General features: G+C 66.4%; 13 protein-coding genes and 1 tRNA gene. 3 read left to right on the top strand and 11 right to left on the bottom strand.

The annotated features are described in order from the left end of the window. Positions 1-59 precede the first annotated feature (59 nt). The 6 genes from ACZ7OU_RS42985 to ACZ7OU_RS42960 all read right to left on the bottom strand — a co-directional run bounded on the left by ACZ7OU_RS42985 (position 60) and on the right by ACZ7OU_RS42960 (position 8,479). The gene (locus ACZ7OU_RS42985; RefSeq protein WP_470259701.1) at positions 60-1,553 is read right to left on the bottom strand and encodes a carboxylesterase/lipase family protein; all 1,494 of its coding nucleotides are present in this window, start codon (positions 1,551-1,553) and stop codon (positions 60-62) included. Next, positions 1,553-2,974, bottom strand: a complete 1,422-nt coding sequence (locus ACZ7OU_RS42980) for an ATP-binding protein (protein ID WP_470245409.1) — start codon at positions 2,972-2,974, stop codon at positions 1,553-1,555. Before ACZ7OU_RS42980 ends, ACZ7OU_RS42985 begins: the two co-directional genes overlap by 1 nt. Further along, positions 2,971-4,623, bottom strand: coding sequence for an FAD-dependent oxidoreductase (locus ACZ7OU_RS42975; RefSeq protein WP_470245410.1), 1,653 nt, complete (start codon positions 4,621-4,623; stop codon positions 2,971-2,973). Before ACZ7OU_RS42975 ends, ACZ7OU_RS42980 begins: the two co-directional genes overlap by 4 nt. Positions 4,624-4,633: 10 nt before the next feature. Beyond that, complete coding sequence (locus tag ACZ7OU_RS42970; protein ID WP_470259700.1) at positions 4,634-5,560, bottom strand: ribonuclease Z; 927 nt, start codon at positions 5,558-5,560, stop codon at positions 4,634-4,636. Between the two features lie 13 nt (positions 5,561-5,573). Further along, positions 5,574-6,143 carry an HdeD family acid-resistance protein gene (locus ACZ7OU_RS42965; protein ID WP_470259699.1) on the bottom strand — a complete coding sequence of 190 codons (570 nt, stop codon included), beginning with the start codon at positions 6,141-6,143 and terminating at the stop codon, positions 5,574-5,576. A 149-nt stretch (positions 6,144-6,292) separates the two neighbouring features. Further along, positions 6,293-8,479 carry an RICIN domain-containing protein gene (locus ACZ7OU_RS42960; protein WP_470259698.1) on the bottom strand — a complete coding sequence of 729 codons (2,187 nt, stop codon included), beginning with the start codon at positions 8,477-8,479 and terminating at the stop codon, positions 6,293-6,295. 279 nt (positions 8,480-8,758) lie between these two features. Here ACZ7OU_RS42960 and ACZ7OU_RS42955 point away from each other — a divergent pair. The 3 genes from ACZ7OU_RS42955 (at position 8,759) to ACZ7OU_RS42945 (ending at position 15,693) form a co-directional block, all read left to right on the top strand. Then, positions 8,759-8,831 (top strand) — tRNA-Ala (locus tag ACZ7OU_RS42955). A 1,009-nt stretch (positions 8,832-9,840) separates the two neighbouring features. Then, a complete protein-coding gene (locus ACZ7OU_RS42950; RefSeq protein ID WP_470259697.1) occupies positions 9,841-10,188 on the top strand; it encodes a CU044_2847 family protein in 348 nt (115 codons plus the stop codon). Positions 10,189-10,194: 6 nt separating this feature from the next. After that, complete coding sequence (locus ACZ7OU_RS42945) at positions 10,195-15,693, top strand: S1 family peptidase (RefSeq protein ID WP_470259696.1); 5,499 nt, start codon at positions 10,195-10,197, stop codon at positions 15,691-15,693. A 1,770-nt stretch (positions 15,694-17,463) separates the two neighbouring features. On the opposite strand, the gene ACZ7OU_RS42940 is transcribed toward ACZ7OU_RS42945, so the two are convergent. From ACZ7OU_RS42940 to ACZ7OU_RS42920, 5 genes are all read right to left on the bottom strand, one after another. Beyond that, on the bottom strand, positions 17,464-17,973 hold the full coding sequence (locus tag ACZ7OU_RS42940; protein ID WP_470259695.1) for a tyrosine-type recombinase/integrase: 510 nt from the start codon (positions 17,971-17,973) through the stop codon (positions 17,464-17,466). Positions 17,974-18,246: 273 nt separating this feature from the next. Next, positions 18,247-18,828, bottom strand: coding sequence for a transposase (locus ACZ7OU_RS42935; protein ID WP_470259694.1), 582 nt, complete (start codon positions 18,826-18,828; stop codon positions 18,247-18,249). Between the two features lie 29 nt (positions 18,829-18,857). Then, positions 18,858-19,406, bottom strand: coding sequence for an IS110 family transposase (locus tag ACZ7OU_RS42930; RefSeq protein ID WP_470259693.1), 549 nt, complete (start codon positions 19,404-19,406; stop codon positions 18,858-18,860). Between the two features lie 274 nt (positions 19,407-19,680). Beyond that, positions 19,681-21,054 (bottom strand): esterase/lipase family protein, encoded by a 1,374-nt coding sequence (locus ACZ7OU_RS42925; protein WP_470259692.1) that lies wholly within the window; start codon positions 21,052-21,054, stop codon positions 19,681-19,683. Next, positions 21,047-22,231, bottom strand: a 1,185-nt coding sequence (locus ACZ7OU_RS42920; RefSeq protein ID WP_470259691.1) for a hypothetical protein, incomplete at its 5' end; no start/stop codon positions are given. The genes ACZ7OU_RS42920 and ACZ7OU_RS42925, both read right to left, overlap by 8 nt.

The following is a 22,231-nucleotide window of genomic DNA, read 5'->3' as shown; positions in this document are numbered from 1 at the left end:
CGACTCGTTTGACGCGCGAACGAGCCAGCTCGAAGTGAAGGAAAGATGAACTAACGGTGTCAGGACGGCTGGAACCAGGTTCCGGACGCCCATTCCGTGTCGCCCCAGGCATTCCGCTCGTCGGACCGTGGGTCGAGCACCAGGTCGGTGTCTTCCCGGAAAACGAGCACCGGCCGCAACTCGGGGCCGTACGGGGGCCATTCGGGGCCGTCGGCGTCCGCGACGCCGTCCCGGACGAACCGCACCCAGCACCGGTGAATCAGCAACGCCGCGCTTTCGCGCTTCGGGTTGACGGCGGACCCCTGGGTGGCGAGCGGCAGCGGGGTCTTCCACGCCATCGTCGTCTCGGTGCCGTGGCCGCCGTCGAGCTGCTCGGGCACGCCGGGCGCGGCGATGTCGATGCGGTAGCGGTAGACGGCCGCGTAGGCGGACTGCGCGTCGGCGAGACGCTGGGTCGGGACGCCGTAGCGTTCGTCGCCCATCGCGGCGATCTTCGCGGACTTCAGGTCGGGGACGCGGCGAAGATACGTCTCGAGAAGCTGCGAAGCGCCTTCGTCGCCGAGGATGCCATTCAAGACCGAACTTGCCGGAGCGGTCGCGACGTCGTCGCCGAGCATCAGCGCGTACGTGCTGCCTTCGTTGCTGTTGCAGCCCACGAGCAGCGTGACGCCGGCCGCGCTCCCCCGGCGGATCGGCTCGATCGGCACCTCCGGCAGCACGCGGGGGTGCAGCGTCGGCCGCCACAGCCACAGCGCCTGGAAACCGGTGAGGATCCGTTCCTGCGCCTCGACGAACTCCTTCGCCGGCAAGGCGCGCAGCGCTTCGACGTCGTGGCAGCCGACCTCGTCCAGGAGCCGCCGGGCCAGCGCGGTCCCGGCCTCCGGCGTCGCGACGTGGTCCGCGCCGCCGCTGCTGCTGATCGCCTGGGCGAACAACCCCGTGCCCAGCGGGCTGCCCATCAGGTTCCCGACGCTCTTCGCGCCCGCCGAGACGCCGTAGACGGTGATCCGGTCGGGGTCGCCGCCGAACGCGGAGATGTTGCGGCGCACCCATTTCAGGGCCTCGACCTGGTCGAGGAACCCGCACACGCCGGCGTCCGCTTCCGGCTCGCCGAAGAGGCCGGCGAGGTGCAGGAAGCCGAGCGAGCCGAGGCGGTAGTTGATCGTGACGACGACGATCCCGGCGCGTGCGAACTCCTCGCCGTCACCGAGCTGCTCGCCGTGGCCGACGCGGTAGCCGCCGCCGTGCAGCCAGAACAGCACCGGCCAGCCGCGGTCGGGAACGGGCCCTTCCGGCGTGCAGACGTTGAGGTACAGGCAGTCCTCGTCGCACACGGCGGACGGGTTCATCGGGTCCGGCGACTGCATCGCGTGCGGCCCGTACTCCGTCGCGACGTGCACGCCACCGGACAGCGACGGCGGCCGCGGTGCCTTCCACCGCAGCTCCCCGACCGGCGGGTGGGCATACGGGATCCCACGCCACCGGCGGACGCCGTCGCCCGCCAGCCCCACCAGCGCCCCGAGCTCGGTCGTGACCGTCGGGACGGAAGCCATCAGAGCGAGGCCTGCTCGACCGTCGGCAGGCAGATTTCGAACCGGGTGTTCCCGGGCTCGGACTCGACGCGCAGGTCACCCTGGTGGCGTTCGACGACGATCTTCCACGAGATGTCCAGGCCGAGGCCGGTCCCTTCGCCGACCGGTTTCGTCGTGAAGAACGGCTCGAAGATCCGCTGCTTGATGTCCGCCGGGATGCCGGGTCCGGTGTCGCCGATCTCGACGCGGACCTGCTCGTTCTGACCCCACGTGCGCAGCGTCAGCGTGCCTTCGCCCTGCATCGCGCCGAGGGCGTTGTCGATGACGTTCGTCCAGACCTGGTTCAGCTCGGCCGGGTACGCCGGGATCTTCGGCAGGCTCCGGTCGTACTCCTTCACGATGCGGACGCCGTCGCCGATCTTGCCCGCGAGCATGACGAGCGTGGAGTCGAGCCCGTCGTGGACGTCGACCCACTGGTGCGGCGCCCGGTCCATCTGCGAGTACTGCTTGGCCTTGCCGACCAGCGCGGAGATCCGCGTGGTGGAGTCCTCGATCTCGCCCATCAGCATCTCGGTCTCGAGCGCGTAGGCGAGCCAGCGGACGGCGCCGTCGATGAAGGTGTCGCCGACCTGCTCGAGGACGTTGTCGAGGTCGGCCGTGGTAAGCCCGGCGCGGACGTAGATGTCCGCGAGGTCCCAGCCCTGGTCGATGCCGCGGTCGTCGAACCAGTCGGTGATCTCGTCCTCGCGGTCGGCCTGCTGCATCGCGGACAGCTTCTCGGCGTTGACGACCTGCTTGACCAGGCGTTCCTGGACGTCGATGAGCTGGTAGAGCAGCTCCGGGTCGATGTCCTTCTTCGCGAGGAAGGCGAGCTTGTGCCGCATCCCGGCGACGCGTTCGCGCAGGGCGGACGTCGCCCGGACTGCGGCCGCGGCCGGGTTGTTCAGCTCGTGCGTGAGTCCGGCCGACAGTTCGCCCAGCGCGAGGAGCCGACGACGTGAGCCGATCACGGTGTCGCTGTTGCGCCAGCCGAGGTACATGCCTTCGAGGAGGTGCGTCGCCATCGGGAACCACCGGCGGAACTCGAAGGAGAACTCCTTCGAGGGCAGCGCCAGGAACGTGACGTCGGACAGCGCGCGCACGGTGGCGTTGTAGGTGTGCTCGCTCTCCTGGTGCACGAAGAACTGCGTCGCGCCGAAGTACGCTCCGCGCTGGTCGGACCGGTTGGTCTCCACCTCCGTGCCGCTGACCAGCCGCGTCATCCGGATCGCGCCGTTCAGCAGGACGTAGAAGCAGGTCGCCTCGCCGCCCTCGCTGATGACGGTGGAGTCGGCCGCGTACTCCTCGAGCACGGCGTTGGCGGCGATCCAGTCGAGCTGGTCTTCGGAAAGGTGTTCGAAAAGGAAGAGCCCGCGAAGCTCTTCCCGCGGCAGTGCGCTCATTGTTCCTCCAGGTACCGGTGTACCAGCGTCACGGCCATCGCGCCCTCGCCGACCGCGGACGCCACCCGCTTGACCGACTGGGCCCGCACGTCACCGGCCACGAACACACCGGGGACGGACGACTCGAGGTAGTGCGGATCACGGTCGAGGGTCCAGCCCGCCGGTCGCTGCCCGTTCGCCGTCAGGTCGGGGCCGGTGCACACGAAGCCGTGCTCGTCGCGGTGGATCGTCTCGCCGAGCCACTCGGTGCGCGGGGCGGCACCGATGAAGATGAACAGGTGGCCGCTCTCGACCGTCTCGGTGACGCCGTTCTCGCACAGCGTGAGGCGTTCGAGGTGCTCGTCGCCGTGGGCCTGCTTGACCGTGGTGTGCGTGCGGACGTGGATGTTCTCGATGCCGGCGATCTGCTCGATCAGGTAGTGCGACATCGACGACTCCAGCGACTCCCCGCGCACGAGGATCGTGACGTCGCTCGCGTGCCGGGAGAAGAACACCGCCGCCTGTCCGGCGGAGTTGGCGCCGCCGACGATGTAGACGTGCTCGCCCTTGCACTCGGGCGCCTCGGTCGCGGCCGAGCCGTAGTAGACGCCGCGGCCGCTCAGCTCCTCGATGCCCTCGGCGTCCAGCGCGCGGTAGGTGACGCCGCTGGCGAGGATCACCGAGTGCGCGGCGATCTCACTGCCGTCGCCGAAGGTGACGACCCGGGACGAGCCGCGGGCTTCGAGGCCGACGACGTCGCGCGCGGTCAGCACCTCGGCGCCGAACTTCTGCGCCTGGCGCCGCGCCCGGTCGGTCAGCTGCGCGCCGGAGACGCCGTCGGGGAAGCCGAGGTAGTTCTCGATGCGCGAACTGGTGCCGGCCTGGCCACCCGTGGCCTTCTTCTCGACGAGCACCGTGCGCAGGCCCTCGGACGCGCCGTAGACGGCGGCGCCGAGGCCGGCCGGCCCGCCGCCGATCACGACGAGGTCGTAGAACTCCTGCGCCGGACGGGTCGACAAGCCGACCGCGTCGGCGATCTCGCTGCCGGAGGGGTGCTTGAGGACGGTGCCGTCCGGGGTGACGACGACCGGGATGTCGGCGTCGGTGGCGTCGGCGGCCTGCAGGATCCGGCGCCCTTCGTCGTCTTCGACCGAGTACCACCGGTACGGGACGGCGTTGCGGGCGAGGAAGTCGCGCATGTGGAACGACGGCGAGTTGAAGCGGTGGCCGATGAGCTTGACCTCTTCGACCGGCTTGTCGCCGACGGCTTTCCAGGTCTCGACCAGGGCGTCGATCACCGGGTAGAGCTTCTCCTCCGGCGGGTCCCACGGCTTGAGCAGGTAGTGGTCGACGTCGACGACGTTGATCGCCTGGATCGCGGCGTCGGTGTCGGCGTAGGCGGTCAGCAGGGCGCGGCGGGCGTGCGGGAACAGGTCCATCGCCTTCTCGAGGAAGGCGATCCCGTCCATCTGCGGCATCCGGTAGTCGGCGAGGATCGCCGCGACGGCGTCCCCGCGCAGCTTGATCTCGCGCAGCGCGTCGAGGGCGTCGGCACCGGAGTCGGCGCGGATGACGCGGTAGTCCTTCCCGTACCGGCGCCGCAGGTCACGGGCGACCGAGCGGGACACGGCGGGATCGTCGTCGACGGTCATCAGGATCGGCTGGCTCACGAGATGCAGCCTACGGCGCCCGATGGTCCGCTGGGGAGGACCGGCGTTTCGGGACCTGGACCCGCTCCAGGTCCTCGGCCACCACGATCTCGCCGTCGAACTCGGCTTTCGCCTCCTCCAGGAAGCGCGCCGGATCGGGGTAGCGCTGCGAGAAGTGGGTCAGGACGAGCTGCCGCACCCCGGATTCGGCGGCGACGCGCGCCGCCTGCTGGGCGGTCAGGTGCCCGAAGTCACGGGCGAGGTGGGTGTCCTCGGCGAGGAACGTCGACTCGATCACGAGCATGTCGGCTTTTTCGCTGAGCGCGTACACGCCGTCGCACAGGCGAGTGTCCATGACGAACGCGAACCGCTGGCCGGGCCTGGGGACGCTCACGTCTTCGATTCTGGTGGTCCCGAGGTGACCGTCTCGCTGGAGCTTGCCGACGTCGGGGCCGGCGATGCCGTGGTCCTTCAGCTTGCCGGGGAGCATCGTGCGGCCGTCCGGCTCGACCAGGCGGTAGCCGAAGGCCTCGACCGGGTGACTCAGCCGCCGCGCTTCGAGCGTGAACTTCCCGGTCGCGATCGGGCCGTCTTCGGCGATCGGGTGTTCGCGCAGGTCGGCCTGCTCGTAGAAGGACGTCGCGTGGCGCAGCCGCTCGAAGAAGTGCGCGCCGGAGGCCGGGAAGTGGGCGTGGACCGGGTGCTTGACCGCGTCCAGCGACAACCTCTGGATGACTCCGGGCAGGCCGAGGGTGTGGTCGCCGTGGAAGTGCGTGATGCCGATCCGCGTGATGTCGGTGGCCGCGACGCCGGCGCGCAGCATCTGGCGCTGGGTGCCTTCGCCGGGGTCGAAGAGGAGGCCCTCGCCGTCCCATCTCAGCAAGTAGCCGTTCTGGTTCCGGAGGCGCGTGGGCACCTGGCTCGCGGTGCCCAGCACCACCAGTTCGCGGGTCGACACCCCCGCACGCTACTCACGCGGCGGGGTCTGCGTCCCCCAGTTTGCGCAGCCGGAAGGCCAGCACCAGCAGCATGATCCCGTAGAGCAGGGCGTAGATGCCGACGAGCAGCGCGATGCCGAACGCGCCGGCGATCGGGTTGATCACGATGAGGACACCGGCGATCACGGAGAGCGCGCCGGCGGCGATGAGGAACGCCTCGCCCTGGATCTGCTTGCGCAGCCGGATCGCGGCGGCGATCTCCGCGACGCCGGTGACGATCGCCCACAGGCCGACCAGCAGGGCCAGGAGCAGAACCGTGATGCCGGGCCAGACGAGGACCAGGATTCCGGCGACGATGCCGAGCGCGCCGAGGATTCCGTAGGCGACGCGGTGGCCGGAGTCGCCGGGGCGGAAGGCCTGCATCAGGCCGCCGACGCCGTCGACGATCGCGTACACGCCGTAGAGGATCGCCAGCACGAGCACCGTGGCGCCCGGCCAGGCCAGCGCGAAGATGCCGAAAAGGACGGCGACCACGCCGCGGACGGCGGCGATCGGCCAGGCTCGGCGGGGTTCGATGACGGAAAACGCTGCGAAGGAGGTCATGGGTCGCTCCTCGGGTGTGGGGCGTCCCATTATCGCGACCAATCGCCCGGCCGGCGTGATTCACCACCCGTTCGGGCCATGCGTCCACTGTGGCCGGACACATAGGACCGGCGTGCGCCGCGGCCGCCACCACGGCGCACGCCGGTTGCTCAGGGGTAGCTGACCAGGTTGACCGGCTTGGTGCCGGTCGGGGTCGTGTCACCCGTGTTGTTGATGACGTGCGTGATCGTGCCCTGGTAGTTCAGGGAGACGGTCACCATGTCGTGGAACTTCACGCCCGCGGTGTTCGGCGCCTCGAACGCGTGAGCGCTGGCGACCGACGGGTTGGTGCTGAAGTAGCAGTAGCTGCCCAGCCCCCACGCCTCGTGGCTGGTGACGTTCGGACCCACCTTGTAGGCCGAGTAGCCCTTGGTCGAGCCGTTCATCCAGCCCGCCTGGTTCGGCACGTCGTAGGGCATCTCGTTCTGGAAGAAGTACGTCCGGCCGCCGTTGCCGTTCCAGACGACCTGCGTCTTCTGGTAGTGCTCGACGAACAGGCCGTACATCGTCACGTTGTTGCCGTTGACCGTGAGCCCGTTGTCGGCGGTGTTGGTGCCCCAGCCGACGTTGTTGCCGTTGTCGGCGTGGTCGGCGCGCCAGATCCACATGTGGTCGCCGATCACGTTGCTGCTGTTCACCACCAGGCTGTTCGTCGCCTTGCCGACGGCCGGGCCGCCGATCCGGAAGAACACGTCGTGCAGCGACGTCGGGTCGGCCGAGTGGTCGGCGGTCGAGCCGGCCTGGCCGACCTGCATGAGCGTGTTCGAGTTGGTCGTGCCGGCGTCGATCAGCAGGCCGGCGACCTTGACGCCGTCGACGTCGTCGACGTTCATCGCGGTGACGCCGTTGTCCGGCACCATCGTGGCGATGCCGAGCCCGAGCACGACGGTGTCCGGCCGGGTGACGTGCAGCGCCTGGTTGAGGTGGTAGACACCCGGCGTGACCAGCAGGTTCTTGCCCGCGGCGAGCGCGGCGTTCATGTCCGCGGCGGTGGCGCCGGGCTTGGCGATGTAGAACTGGTCGATCGGCAGCGACGTGCCCGGCGCGGTCCCGTTCGCCCAGCTCGTGCCGGACGCGTTGGTCTTCACCCCGGGGACGAAGACCTGGTAGTTGCCGGCGTTGTCGATGTAGAGGAACGGCTTCTCGCGCACGACCGGCGTCTGGTTGACGGTGGTGTACGGCGGGGCCGGGAAGGTGTTCTGCGGGGCGCCCTGGACGCCCGCGAAGACCATGTTCCAGTTCGAGCCGGACCAGCTGCCGAACTGCGAGTTGCGGGAGATCCACTGCTGCTGCGAGCCGGAGCGGACCTGGCCGTCGATCTTCGAGTCGGAGATCCAGCCGCCGCTGGCCCAGCCGCCGTCGTCGAGCTGCAGGTCGCCGCGGACGTGCATGCGGCGGTACGGCGCGGCCTGGCTGACGGCCCAGCGGTCGGCGCCGCCGGTCGGGTTGACGGACAGGTTCTCGGCGCCGCGCCAGAAGTTCTGCGTCGCGTTCTGCGGCGGGAACCAGTCGGCCTCGACGTGCACGGCGCCGTTGATCGTCACGGCGTCGGGGCTCAGGCCGAGGCCCAGCACCTGCGTGTAGAAGCCGACGTTGACGTCGTTGGAGTAGGTGCCGGGCTTGAACATCACGGCGTAGCGCTGGCTGCCGAACTGGTTGCGTTCCTGCTGGCTGAAGATGCTGTTGAGCCAGCTCTGGATCGTCGAGCTGGGCATCGACGGGTCGAAGATCACCACGTTCGGGCCGAGATCCGGCTGACCGGGCTGCGTCGTGTTCACGGGGTTCAGGATGAACGACTGGGCGGTGGTGCCGTTGCAGGAGTACTGCTGGAGCTGCACGGAGTCGGCGGCGGAGGCCCCGGGGACGTCGAGGCACTTCCCGCTGTTGCGGCTGACGAAGTGGTAGCGGCCGTTCCCCTCGTCGACGGCCTGCCACTGCTGGTTGGCGCCGTTCGAGTAGGTCCAGAGCTGCACGAGGCCACCATCGGCGGTGGAGACGTTGCTGACATCCCAGGCGGCGGCCGCGTTGGTGCGCGCGTTCACCCGGAAGTAGCCGTCGCCCGTGGACTGGAACTGCCACTGCTGCGAGGCGGTCTGGTTGCAGGAGTACTGCTGCACGACGGTGCCGTTGGCGGTCCCGGCAGCCCGGGCGTCGACGCACTTCCCGCTGTTGACGGCGGCCACGGTGTACCAGCCGTCCGGGGTGACCGCCGCTTGCGCGTTCGTCGCGGTCACGGTGCCCGCGACCAGGGCGAACGCCGCGGAGAGCAGCGTCATCACCCGCCGTCTCGTCTTCATCGAAACCTCCTCTGCCGCGGTTCGCGGCGTCCGTAGAGCAGGAAACGGCAGAGGCGTGCCCGGTCTAGGGGTAGACGCGGCGTAACGGGCGGGGACCTCGGCGTCACAACCGCCGAAAATGTAACGGCGGCCACACCCGGAGTCAATACACGACTAAAAATAAGGCGTAAAGTCGCAGGTCAACGCCCCGTTCACCGGGACTGGCACCCCCTCTGCGGAGGGCATGCGGGGGGTCCTGTACGGTATTGCCATACGAGATGCGGAGCTCACCTTCGCCTCGGGGCTATGGCGCAGCTGGTAGCGCACCTCACTGGCAGTGAGGGGGTCAGGGGTTCGAGTCCCCTTAGCTCCACAGTGACGAAACACCGCCCACCGGAACAGAATTTCCAGGTTGGGCGGTTTTTTCGTTTCAACGAACTTTGAGTTTCATCAAGAAGAAGTTCAGCTACCAGCGAGTAGCTGGGGCAAAACTGGGGCACCGGCCGGATAGCGGCGAAATGGGGTCACGAAAAGTGCTCCAGCAGCGTCCCCCGAACAGATGAATCACCAAAGGTTCTTTGACCCGGCACCTCCACAGCATCGGCCGCATGCTCTGCCACCAACCCGAACCAGCCTCGATGCGGTTGGCCGCAGGTCATGATCTTTCTGTCTCCTCCGATGCGCCTGAGCGGAGTTAGGCAGCGACCACGACCCGTCGCACTTCGAGGCCACCATGCAGAACGACAACCATCTCCTTCGCCACCCCGACGCCGTAGCGCACCAGCCATCGAGACACTCCGAGCCCGCCGACTCCCCCCACTGGCGACACGGGCCGACTTCTCTACATGCCGGCCGACGCGGCCGAACGGCCTACCATCAGCGAGTCGTGGCTCCGGCAAGGCCGGCCAGCGCCTCATCCCATGCACCTTCGTCGGCAAGCACCTGCGCTTCACCGACGAGGACCTCCGCGGCATCGTCGCCGCCGGCCGCCGCGGGCCTAGCCGCCCGAACCAGGCTCCAAGCCGGCCAGGCCGACGCCGCCGAACTCGTCGCTAGCACCCGATTCGGTCACACACCGAGGTTCTTCGCCGAATCAGGTTCCCCTCTTTCGCCTATGGAGAGGTCCTGGACACGCACCAACCACGCGACCCCTCACCTCAGCGCAGGAGTTCAGCGTGCCCTGGACCGAACTCGGCCGGCGCCGCCCGAGTTCGGCGTCGAACTCGGGATCGGCAACCCGTCAGTTAAGCACTGCTTGTAACAAGTCGTAGTTATTGCTCGATTGGAGAGGCTGAAGGTCGGATAACCTTAGTGAAAGGTTGAGCGCAGTGTCTGGTTTCGCTGAAGTGGAGCTGCCCAGCGGTGAATCTGTACTAGTACGCATGGACGGGCAAGCCAGTACTGGCCCGCGCGATGTGAACCTCACCGACTCCATCCTCCAGCTCGGTACCCTGCCGTATTTCACCGAGACAGTGCGGGGTGTCGTCGCCTCGGTGAAGCAGGCGTTAGCGGCTCACCGGCCAGACACAGTCGCCGTCGAGTTCGGTGTCGAGATCAACGCCAAGACGGGCAAAGTGGTGAGCGTACTCGCCGAAGCCGGCGGTAAGGCGAACGTCAAAATCACCGCGACGTGGGGTTTCCCAGTGAGTCAGCCTGCCGTTGCGGATCAGGTGGAGACGACCTCTCAGCAGGAACTCCCTTCGGAGAGCGAATCTCAATCTCAGGAGTGATCGAACGTGACACATTCACCCGACCTGGAGGTGCTGCTCGAAAAGTGCACGGTTCGGATCGCCGACGGTGAAGTCGTTCTGGGCACGGGATTCTTCATCGCTCCCGGGTGCGTCATCACGGCTTCCCACGTCGTTGGTTCGACGCCGGGGTGTCAAGTCACTTTGGTCACCTCCGATGGCACGAAGTTCGCGGGTAGGGTGGAGTGCATCTGGCCGCAATCCCTGTCGACGCACGGTCCGACCGGACTGCACTTGCCGCCGGACGTCGCCTTGATCTCGCATGAACACGACGGGCACCCGTGTGTCCTGCTCAGCAGGGTGGCACCGCATGATCAGGCGCGGGTGAAGGTCCGCGGTTACACCAAGCGGCTGGAGCTCACTCCCACCGCCGAGACGACCTTGCTCACCTATAGCGGCGAGATCGAGCAACCTGGGCACGATCAACCGCTCTACAAGTTCGCTGACGGCGAAGTCCCTCCCGGTATGAGTGGCGGCCCTGTGCTCGATCGAGCCAGTTCGCAGGTGATCGGGATGATGCGCACAGCCAGGGAGGAGGACACCGACCGAGGTGGGTGGATAGTGTCCTCCATGCAGATTCTCGAGCTGGTCGGCACTGTCGCTCAGGCGCACGAAAATTTTCACGCGCGTGACTCGCGTTGGCGACATGCAGCTCGTGCAGCGCCACGTCAACCGAAATGGTGGGACGAGCAGCCGATCCGTCCCTTCGAATACCTAGCAGGCAAGCGTGGCAGGAACAAGTATCTTCTGTCAGAAAACCTTTCCTACGTCGAGCACACCGGCGAGCACGAGTCGTTCAATCCGGCAAATCTCATGGCCGAGCTACGAGACTCCGATCGCGGTGTGCTCCTGGTTGCGCCACCGGGCGCGGGCAAGACGCGGTTGTGCTGGGAGGTCGGCAGACTTGCATTGGCCGACAACTGGCGAGTGTGGTGCACCCGCTCGCCCAGCATTCACCACGCGGTGAGCGCGACCAACCGGCTGACGGTGGAACACCTGAGGCTCGCGGTGTTCGGCGAGGAAGGCGAGCCAAGGGCTGATCGTGTGCTGATCGTGCTCGACTACCTCGACAACCACGACAAGTCGCTCGACTTCGATGCGCTGGAACGGCTGATCGAGGACGCCGACCAGGAGGGTGTGCATGTCGCATTGCTGGCGACCTGTCGGCCGGGAGCTCAGCACCCACTGTTGCTGATGGCATCCTCGCTGTTCACGTCACGCCGCCTGCCGCAAGAGAAAAAACACCAGAACCAGGTAGTGGACACCATCCTCGCGCAGCTCGCGCCGAACGCCTTGAAGAAGTGGTCACGTACCGAGCTGCGACGAAGATGTGGTGCTGCCCACGCTACACCGCTGTTCACTTTGCTCCTCGCTGTCGCGTGGGAACGTGTTGCCAGTTCGGGTGGTGACGCACCGGACACCAGGCTCCTGGACGACTGGCTGCACTCCAGACTTGCATTTGACAGTCTCCTGTCCGGGCGGCCGGCTCACCGCCTGCTGTCCGACGGCGACCTGCTCGGCTATGCCCTCGCCGCCAACACCTGCCCCAGGAGTATCAGCCAGCTGACGGCCACAGTACGGCGAGCGGTGTCCGCCTTCGACCCGGCTGGGCTCAAGGTCACCGACCACGTGCTGAAGCTCGAAGAGACCGGCTGGCTGGTCCGGTCGGACGCAGACGACCAAGAGGATCCCGAACTCGACCTTCTGCATGACGTCGTGGCCGACGCGCTGCTGCGCGCATGTCTCTTCCCGAAGGGCACGGCCGAGATCGACGCTGCCGCCGCGCGGATCATGCTGGATTCCGCCTGCGCCGACGCGGTCGCGTTCGAGCGGTTCTGCGTGCATGTCTCGCGTCAGTACGTGGACCTGGCGGATGATCCAAGTCAGCGGCTGCATGCGGAGAAGCTGCGCCAAGTGTGCGAGAGCTGGTTGCACGACAATCAGACCGCGCTTGGTCACGTGCTGGAGCAGGCTGGAGATCCCGGGGAGCTCACCAAGTATGCCCTACTTCACCACGAGCCGTGGGCGGGACTCATAGGCAATTACCTGGATGCCGTTCTAGGACCGTCACCTGCCACCTCGTTGATCGTCGAGTCGCTGCGTGGCGTTCCTGGCGACCGCCCTGTCACCCAGGCGTTGATTTGGCTGGCTCGCAATAGGAACTCGGTCGAAGCAAGCAAAGTTATCACTCCCCTGTTGCGGCGCAGGGAACTGCGTGAGGCGGACTGGGCGAGACAAACCGTCGCCTACGCCAGGGAGTGGACCCGCGATCATTTCAACCAAGCCGACAGTGACCGCCTCCTGCGAGCCGTACTGATGAACAGGAATCTCCTGACCTCGGACCAGCTCAACGATTTCGTGGTTCACGCGGAGTCCTTGTTGCGATCCCTGCGCCGGAACAGGCGCAACGCCTTACTGCACGCGCTATTGGTTCACGGTGAACAGACGGGGAACGGCAGTGCGGACCTCGTCGCGAATGCTCGAGCCGAGATCGCAGGCAGTCCGACCGACCGATCCGTCGGTTCGCTCCTCACACATCTGTTGATCGTCAACACGGTCGACGTCGACCGGCGGACGCTCGCTACGCAAGCGTTGACCTGGGCCGGCGTGAACAGTACCGCTGCCAATACGCCGCAACTGCTACGAGTGCTACTCAGCGCGCGCGATCTCGGAGCAGACATCCAGCGCAAGGTGGTCGACCAGACGCTCACTTGGCTCGGCAGACGGCTGTCCGACCCGAATGCGGCGAGCGCGCTGCTCGCATTGCTCCAACGCGACGATCTAACGGTGAATCAGATTCAGCGCGTCGTGCAGCAGGTGTTCCGTTGGATGAAGCTGCCCCAGCAGCTCGACGCGCGCCGGTTGCGCGCTTGGCCATCGCGAGGCCACGAGATCGTGGCTGGAGCGATCAGACGGTCGCAGCCTTTCCCGTCTGCGCCCACTTCGGCGCTCGCTGTCTTCGATGTTCTCCCTTGGCGTCGACCGGAGGAGCTGGCGTCGCAGGACGCAGATGTGCTCGGTGCGTTGCTGGTCAGCAAACACCCCAAGACCATGCGGAAGAAGCTGAGGGCGGCCGCGTTCGCCTGGCTGGACCGCTTCAGCCTCATATTGGAAGCCAGCTGGGTGCTGCAGGGGCTGCTTTCGGTCGAGCTCAGCACTGCCGAATGGTCGCAGATAACGCCGATCATAGACGGCTGGTTGCGAACCCACCGCAACCAGCCGCAGGCGTCGTGGGTGATCACCTCTGCCCTTCGACAGCACACGAACGTGTCACCTGAGGTGGTCAGCGCTGTCGAGGAGCACGCGATGGCGTGGCTTGCGGAAGCCGAAGATCCGCCGTCCGTGCGTGCAGTACTGATGACGCTGGTGTCCCAGCACAGGATCGACGAGGATGTCGTGAGCGGTGTCGTTGCCCGGTTGCTCACTCGATCTGGAGATGCTGCGGAGGATGCGCGCTTCGCGTTGTTGAACGAGTTGTACCCGCGGTCAGGCATATCTGCGCAACAATCGATGTCCACGGGCGCACTCCTCGATCGTCTGGCCTGTGAAGCCGCAATGCACCGGTCCTCGTACATCATCTTCGAGCTGCTGCGCCGCCAGCTGGACTACGACAAGCTGAGCGCTATCACCGCACACGCTACGGTCTGGTTGCGTCACAATGGTGACCGTTCGAACGCGGCTACCGTTCTCGGTGCCATGCTGCGCATCGGCAAGGACAGAAGAGAATCGACGTCATCGGCTTCCATGGTCGGGCCCGCGCTGAGATGGGTGCGCGCCCGCCCGGACCATCCGGACGCGGGCGCCGTGTTTTCCAGTCTGCTGGTGCGGCGCGACCTCACCGTACAGCAGCGCGACGAAATGGAGGCGTTGGCGCTCGGCTGGATGAACGCGAACGCGGAGCTGCCCGCAGCCGCGTCCGTGGCGATCTCGTTGCTGCGTGAGAGCTCAACACTGGATTCTTCGCTCGTGCGGGGCGTCATCGACAAGGCGATCGCACGGATGACGAGCCACCCGACCTCCGGTGCGACGGCCATTCTCGTGCTCGAAATCTGGCGATCGAGTCAAGCCACTACGACGGAGAAGATCGAACTCCTCGAGGTGGCGATGGAGTGGATGGACTTCCGCTCACCATGCTCGTTCGTCGGCGTGCAGCTGCTGTCCCGGTCCTTGAAATCACTCAACGGCGCCGTCGTGCCACGCGTGCTCGCCAACCGGAATCTTGCGCACGCGTTGTCGTGCATTAAGTACTTCGACCAACCACCTGACTTCCCCAACAATGAGTTCAACTCTGATAATTCCACTCCTCGGATGCATCGCAACCTGTCGACGGTCGCTTGGGCGGCGTTGAGGATGCCGCTCGTCGACCCCGAGCGATCGCAGTCGCTTATCCAGCACGTATTGAGGTGGCTCGATCGCGTGGACATGCTGCCTGTGATGCCGTATGCGCTGCAAAACCTGATTCAGCACAAACACTTGAACTTCGACCACGCGACTACGGTGCTCCACCGGGCGGTGGACTGGATCGCGGGTTACCCGGAGGAAACGAGCGCGGTGTTCGTTGCGCAGCAGCTGCTGGAAGTGCGTCACCTGTCGCGAGCGCAGCTGGCTGCTGTCTCCGCCTGGTCTCTGAAATGGCTGGAGATGGACTTGGACGACGGTGCGACGCGCTTCCTGTTGGAGTCTTTGCTATCTCGGCCGGATGTTGCACCTGACGAGCTCAAGCGCGGACTCGTGATCGCCACGAAGTGGCTTGAGGGTGACCGCCCACCGCATCACGTCAGTCATGTGCTCCAAGGCATGCTGTGTTGCATCATGCTGACCGGCTCCGCCGCGCGAGACGTGATCGAACTGGCGGTCGTCTGGGCCCGTCGCCAGCCATCCGCTGAGGTCGGTAGGGTGTTGCAAGGGTTGCTCGCTCGTCGTGACCTCACGACGGAGGAACTCGACTTCATCGCTGCGCGGTCTATCGAAGTGATCAAGGAAATCCCGTCGAAGGAAATGGTGGGGCATTGCCTCACGGCGCTCTTACAGCGCTTGGAAGACGTTCCTCGGCACAAGCCCGAAGCCGTGTCGCTGGCCTGGCAGTGGCTCACCACCAGCGGTGTCGAGAGACCGGGTTTCCCGCACGTCAGCCGGTACGTGCTCAACTGCGGCGGCCTTAGCGATGTGCAGCGCAGCCGCCTCACCGACATGACATTCGCGTGGCTCGTCGACTGGCCTTTTCGGGGTCCAACTGCGCACGCTCTGATCTCGCTCGTGATTCGAGGCGACCACAGCGACTCTGACTGGACCAAGATCCTCAATCACGGCATGGCGTGGTTGTCGGCGCGCGAACGAGTCTTCGAGATGGTACCTGCGGCAAGTGATGGGTTGGCGGTCGAGCTGGCGGAAGCGCTGCTCACCATTCCTGTGCTCGATGACACGAGCTCCGAAGAGATGAGCGGCATGCTGGACCGGCTCCGAAAGGTGGATGAGAAAAGCAAGTGATTGCCTGGTGGCTGGCGTGCGCCACCGTCTCGATCGCTCCGGCCGTTCCGTAACGGCGAAGAGGCGGTCGTCATCGGATCCCGGCTACTCGCGGCGGCCGGCGGGGGTAATTCGGTGGAGTTCCCCGACGGCCGGAATTCCGAACGGCCGACGGTAACGGGTTACTGCCGCGCAGAAGGCAGCCAGGTCGCGCCCAGCGCCGTGAACCGTTGCGTCGGTACGAATGGCGGTAGCGTGGGCTAAACGGCCGGCGCCGCCAGTGGTTAGGGAGCTCCCTGGTCGGGCGACCATGAGTATGTCTCCGCGTTGTCCGGTGTCCGCGAGCTGTGCGGGGATGTCTTTGCGCTATGCCACCACCTTTCGGACGGACAGGCAGCTTGGAACACGAAGGGTTGTCGCTACCTCGCTGCTGTCCTGGACGCTCGCCGGGCTGACCTGCGCGCAGCGCGGACGGGGTATCAAGTTCTGGCCGGCGGCCTTGTTCCTCGGCGGTCGACTCCAACCACCTACTCGCCCTCAAAGGAGGACCACAGCGGCCCCAGCCCGCCCACGGCACCCGCTCGCGGTCACGCGCTCGATCCCAAGGATCCGCGTGCCCATCGCGCGGAATGCGCGCTCATGCCGCGGAGCGCAGGTCTCGGCACACTACGCTCGGCAATTCAACGCGGGCTGGCCTCACGACTTACGTCCTCGTCAAGACGGGACTCCAGCTGCACGGCGCCGCTCGACTTGACGCCACTCGGCTTTCTCCAGACCTGGGGTCAAATGCCGACGCACAGTTGTTCGAGACGAACTCGGCCAGTCCTCTTACTACTTTCACTGGGGCACAGCTGGGGCAAACCCCTCCCGAACGGAGCACAGCCGCACCGAAGTGCACCAGGCTTCCCCAGCTGACCTGCGGATTCACCAAATCCGCAGGTCACGACGTCTTGCGCTGGCAGTGAGGGGGTCAGGGGTTCGAGTCCCCTTAGCTCCACTCTCTTACAGAACCCCTTTGATCATGCCGTTTCGGCAGGTCGGAGGGGTTTCTTGCGTTCCGGGTTCGATCTTCGGTGATCGACCTTTGCGGCGTGATCTTGTGCTCCTGGTGGGGCAGAACTGGAGCACCACCCCACCCTCGATCCGGCGTCGGCGCGGTGTTCCCGCTGCTCCCGGGCTCGCTCGGCGGGTGACCCCCACCGTGGCGAAGAGGGGGACAACCGGCGCCCGTCTCTCTCTGTCGACTACACTTGGTGACGGCGTCGGCGGAAGTGGAGCCGCCGTGTGCCAGCGGCGCTCAAGATCGTCGAGCAGCCGCTGCTCGACCTCCGGGGCGACATGGGAGTACGTCTCGATCACCCGGTTGTCCAGGTGGTGCCCGAGCCGACGGGCCTGGGCGATCTCCGGTGCGCCACCGGCGATCAGCCAGGTCTTGTGGCTGTGCCGCAGCCCGTGGAAGGTCAACCCCGGTCGGACCGCCGCACAGCCCGCCTTCGCCCCGGACGCATCGCTGCCGTCGACCGCAGGTCGGAAGACCCGCCGCAGGAACGTCGAACGCCACAACCACGTCCCACTCGGCGTCGTGAACACGAACCCATACGGGTGCCGCGCGAGATGCTCCGCAGCAACGCGACCAGGAACGGCGGCAGCGCGATCACCCGGGCCGAGGCCCGGGTCTTCGGCGGCCCCAGCCACCGCATCGACCCCGACTCGTGCAACGCACCCACCAACGGATCGATCACGATCACCCCACGCCGGAGATCGACATTGTCCCGATGCAGGCCGGCCAGTTCACCCCACCGGCAACCGGTCCACGCCGCCGTGATGACCAGCAGCCGCGCAATCGGGCCGCCGAGGAGGCCTGCCTGCTCGGCGATCCGCACCACCTGCTCCGGCGTCGCCCAGATCCGCTCCCCCCACCGCCCGCAGTGACCGCCGACCACGACGCCTCCGCCGGCGTACCGGGTTGAACGGGATCAGCCGCTCGTCGGCCGCGTCGGTCAACAGCATCGACAACAGGTTCAGCTGCGAACTCACCGTCGACGGGGCGAATCCGGCTCGCTCCAGTTCCCGAGCCCACTCGGTCACGCCCAGCGCCGTGATTGCACCTAACGGCAGGTCACCGAACTTCGGCAGGATGTGACACCGCAGCCGGCTGCGATAGCTCTCGATCGTCCGCGGATCCAGATCCAGCGACCGGAACCACCGCGCCACCCAGTCGGCGACCGTGACCGCGCTGTCGGCCGGATCGATCCACACCCGCCGACGCCGATCCACCTCCAACCCGGCGGCATAAGCCACAGCATCACGCCGCGAACCGAACCCCGACACCGAACGAACACCGAAACCTCGCCGCCGATACCTCACGCGCCACGACCTGCTGCCGCACTGCTCCACCCACGCCACAACAACCTCCACACCTGGATAAATCCAACGACGCGTTGACCCAACGGTGGAGTTCCCCGGCGCAGACATCTCCAGCGTCCGCCCTCGAAGACAACGCAGGCGCCGGACGGCATCCAGAGGCGCACACCACAACGACCGGTCCGTATGCACTCATGGCTCCCCTTTATGTCAAGTGGCAGCCCGGGCGGGGGTAGGCTGGCTGGTGGCAGGTTCGGGTTGTGACTTGTCCGAAGGGCCGGTGTCCGGGGTCAGGCCGGCCACGCTGGATTGCAAAGTCGTCCCCGAGTGCCCTCCCGAGCCTGCCGCCTCACGTCGCTTCTGATCGGCCAGCATGCGAGCGTAGACGACGTTCGAAAGCCGTCGTTTCAGGGCGCGCATCGCTTCCATCGACGTCTTGCCCGCCGCCTTCTTCGCGTCGAAATAGACGCGGCCGGCGGTGGGATTGCGGAGCTGCACGACGCCCATGATGTGCAGGGTCCGGTTGATCCTGCGGTTGCCGGCGCGGGACAAGCGATGCCGTTGCTGTTGTCCGGAGGAGGCATCCAGCGGCGCAGTGCCGTTCCAGGACGCGAACCGGTCCCGGCCGGCGAACCGGTGAATGTCGCCGACATCGGCCAGCAGCCGCGCGGCGCCGGACGGGCCGATGCCGTGCAGATCCAGCAGCGTGGAGCCGCGCGCAATCACCAGCTCACGAAGATCCTTCTCCCCGGTCTTGATCTTCTTGTCGATCGCCTCGAGTTCGATGATCAACTCAACGACCAGACGGCGGCGAGTCTTGCTCACAATGTCCCGCGTTTGATCGTCGCCACGAGCGCCCGGGCCTGCGCCGCGAACAGGAACTTCCCTGCTCCGCCAGGAAAGAGCTCCAGCAATAGTCGGTGAAGGCGGTTGACGGTCTGGGTCCTGGCACGGCCGAGCTCGTCACGGCGATCGACGAGCATGCCCATCACGACCAGCTCCGGGTCAGCCTGGACGCGGACCAAGTTCGGGGTCCGCAGCGCGACCAGAGCTACCGAGTGCGCGTCGACCGGGTCGGTCTTGCGGCCGTTGCCGGTGGCGAACACCCGCACCTGCGCCGACAGCTTCGCCGGCACATCGAGCACGGTCTCGCCGTCGTGGACCAGCCGGTGGGCGATATGCCGGCCGACGCCGTTACAACCTTCCACCGCCCATACCCGCTCGGCGAACCGCCGCCCGGCCAACAGCATTTCCGCATAGCCGAGTTGGTCAGTACCGAACTTCCCGGCCGTGACCACGTCACCACGTTCGTTGATCACTTCAATCGTGGCCGACCGTTTATGCGGGTCCATTCCGATGATCACCGGCATCCGGTTCTCCCTTGCCTCAACGAGTCGATGACAAGCAAGGAGGGCACCGCTACTTCGAGCCGGGCAGACCCCTTTCCAGCCACTCCTCGCGCGGTGCTCGGCGAGACGCATGCCATGAGAGAGCCACACCAATGACGCTGGCAGGCAGCCGATGGTGGGAGCGACTCACCGAGCACCTGGACCAGAGTCTGGTCGGACCCGGTCTTGCCGCCCAGTCTTAAGTAGCCGATGTGCGGACGTAACGTGGGTCGATGCGTATCGCCTCCGACTTCAATCAAAGTTCGGTTGCTGGGTCCCAGACGAGAACAGGTGCCGTGACGGGTGTGATCGGTGATCCTGGGCGGGTGCCGGTGATACGGATTTCGTAGCCGCCGGGTCGGAGTGCCGGTGCGGTTGCGTGGTAGGTGCCGTTAGTGCTCCGCGGGCGGCGGGCGAAGGCGGTCCGTTGATGTTCGTCGACGACGGTGATCTGTAGGGAGTCTCGTACGTCCGCCGGGAGCTGCGCGGTGATGGGGACCGGCTCGCCTGCGATGACGAGGTCGGGTGCGGTGAGCTGGACCGGGACGGTTGCCGGTGCCCGGCGGAGGATGGGGTTTGTGGTGAGAACTTCTTCGAGTTCGTCGAGGGCGTAGGGGTTGGCTTGGATGCTGCCGTGGTGGTCGACGATGCGGCGGACGGTGTTGGTGTCCATCGTCAGGCCGTGGCCGATTGCGCCGGCGAGGGGCACGGTGCCGTCGCCATAGTCGTTGTCGGCGCCGATGGTGTCGAGGGGGATCGCTCGGCCGTCGGCGATGCGGATGGTGCTCGTGGTGGGCTGGCGGACTCCGACGATGGCGTGGGTCATGGCGAGGCTGGCGGGCCTGGCAGCTTCTGCACGCGCGAGGTCGTGGTGGAAGGCCAGTGCGTCGGTGGTCATGGTGGTGTCGAGTTCGGGCAGAGTGGTTTCGGTGAGGTTGGCCAGGCCGTCGAGTTGATCGATGCACGCGTAGGTGGGCAGGAGCTGGTGGAGTGCGGGCATGCTGCGGGCGAAGACGGTGAGGTCGACGGAGAGTGGGCCAAGGTCTTTGCGTACGCCGTTGACCAAGGGCAGCAGGGCCTTGGCGGCGCCGCGGTAGGGGGTGCCGAGGGTGATGAGCTTGCGGGTGTGCCCGGCGCCGCCGCAGTATTCGATGTACCAGCGGGCGATCAGGCCCCCCATGGAGTGGCAGACGAACACCAGTTGCGCGTCGCGGTGCTCCGGCGAGGCGGCACGCCACCGCTCAAGCGCCGGTTCGACGAGGGTCGCAAGGCGACGGGCGTTGTACCGGTTGGACAGGCGCCAGTCGTAGGCGATGGGCAAAAGGTTGCCGTGTTCTTCATGGAAACCGAGTGTCCGCAGACGTTGGAGGAGGCTGCTGTACCCACGGATCGGGGTCCAGATACCGGGGATGACGTGCAGGTCCGACATGAGGACACCAGGTTCGACGCCGTCCTGAGGGTGTTCGTCACCGAGCCCCTGCGGCAACCGCAGCTGGTTCAGGTTCCGTCCCAGGGTGCCGATCGCACGCAGGACCGCACCTGCGGACAGAGCCCAGACCGGCGTGCCGTGCCGGGTGAGGGTGCTGCCGGTGATCCCCGGGAGAACTACGACAAGGTCGCGGTCAGGCATCCGGTGCCACCTCGGTCAGGGTCGGAATGAGGCTCAGAACGGCCGGGTTGGCGGTGCCGAGTTCGGCGAGCCGGGCGATCCACGTGTTGCGTTTGTCCGGGCTCCAGGTGACTGCTCGACGCAGAAGGGACTGTGCGCTCTCATCCCCATCAACGGCGGCGGCGATCGCGAGATGGAACGCGGCGTCGGAAGCACTGGCTGCTGTCGAGGTGGTGCAGAGGGCGATTGTGGCGAGATTTCGTATTTTTGCGGCGTCGAGTTCGCCGGCGGCGCTGTGCAACAGAGCTGCGAACTTTTCGGTGTCCTTCATGGCTGCAAAGACAGTGGCCAGGTCATCGTGGGGTGTGGCTCTGGCCAGGCTCACCAGCGCCAGTGCAATCGCAGGTCTGGTGTCTTTTTCTGTCTTCTCGGCTAGCTGGTGCAGGTGTGTCACAGTCAGGTCGTCGAGGAGGTCCGCTCGTCGATCTGTCATGAGCCGCTGTTGTCGTTCGGGTTCGGCGACGGTGAACTGTTGGGCCAGAACGGCGGACAAGAGCGGCCTGTAGGCTGCTGCGATGCCCTCGGATCGTGCGGCATCGCGCAGGCCGGTGTAGCGGGATGCGTTGGCTTCGGGGAGCTCCAGCAGGGCTTCTTCGACAGCTACGTCGAATGTGTTGCCCAGAAGCTGCGGGTTGGCAATCAGGTAGTCGCATTCGTCTTCGTAGTTGGGGGTTGCGATCCATTCGGATGCGGTTGTGAGCGAGTCAGGATCAACGGTGAGCCAGGGCGGTAAGGGTGCGTGATCGATTTCGGTCCATGCTTGCGCCCAGGACTCTTGGTTGGCGGCCCAGTGCCGCCGGGCAGCCGAGTGTGCGGCTGCCGTCAGGCCACGGTCTCCCGTTTGCATAGCCGCGTAGAGCCATACCGCTGTTTCCGGATAGCCGCTTTGTGCGTACAGGGCCCTGTACAAAAGAAGCGTCGGACGTATTTGCTCGCCGACCTCGAGTAGCGTGTCTTTCCACATCGTTTCGATTGCATCAGAGCCCTGGGATTCCGCCAGATTCCCGGACAAGTTGTTCAACGCGCTGGCCAGGCCGGGAAGGTAGGCCGGGTTCTCCGCGGCCAGCGTCCGGTACCGGGCGACGGCCTCCTCCGCCGGCGCCACCGCCTCACCACGCCGGCCCACCTCGCTGTAGCA

This window comes from Amycolatopsis sp. NPDC114505 (assembly GCF_055633615.1).
This window is presented reverse-complemented; position numbering and strand designations above follow the sequence as displayed.

What these genes read in the sequence shown, in the direction of transcription:
- ACZ7OU_RS42930 (WP_470259693.1), bottom strand. Translation starts at nt 19,406, where the DNA reads ATGCCGGTGATCATCGGAATGGACCCGCATAAACGGTCGGCCACGATT.
- ACZ7OU_RS42980 (WP_470245409.1), bottom strand. Translation starts at nt 2,974, where the DNA reads ATGAGCGCACTGCCGCGGGAAGAGCTTCGCGGGCTCTTCCTTTTCGAA.
- ACZ7OU_RS42950 (WP_470259697.1), top strand. Translation starts at nt 9,841, where the DNA reads ATGGACGGGCAAGCCAGTACTGGCCCGCGCGATGTGAACCTCACCGAC.
- ACZ7OU_RS42960 (WP_470259698.1), bottom strand. Translation starts at nt 8,479, where the DNA reads ATGAAGACGAGACGGCGGGTGATGACGCTGCTCTCCGCGGCGTTCGCC.
- ACZ7OU_RS42925 (WP_470259692.1), bottom strand. Translation starts at nt 21,054, where the DNA reads ATGCCTGACCGCGACCTTGTCGTAGTTCTCCCGGGGATCACCGGCAGC.
- ACZ7OU_RS42985 (WP_470259701.1), bottom strand. Translation starts at nt 1,553, where the DNA reads ATGGCTTCCGTCCCGACGGTCACGACCGAGCTCGGGGCGCTGGTGGGG.
- ACZ7OU_RS42965 (WP_470259699.1), bottom strand. Translation starts at nt 6,143, where the DNA reads ATGACCTCCTTCGCAGCGTTTTCCGTCATCGAACCCCGCCGAGCCTGG.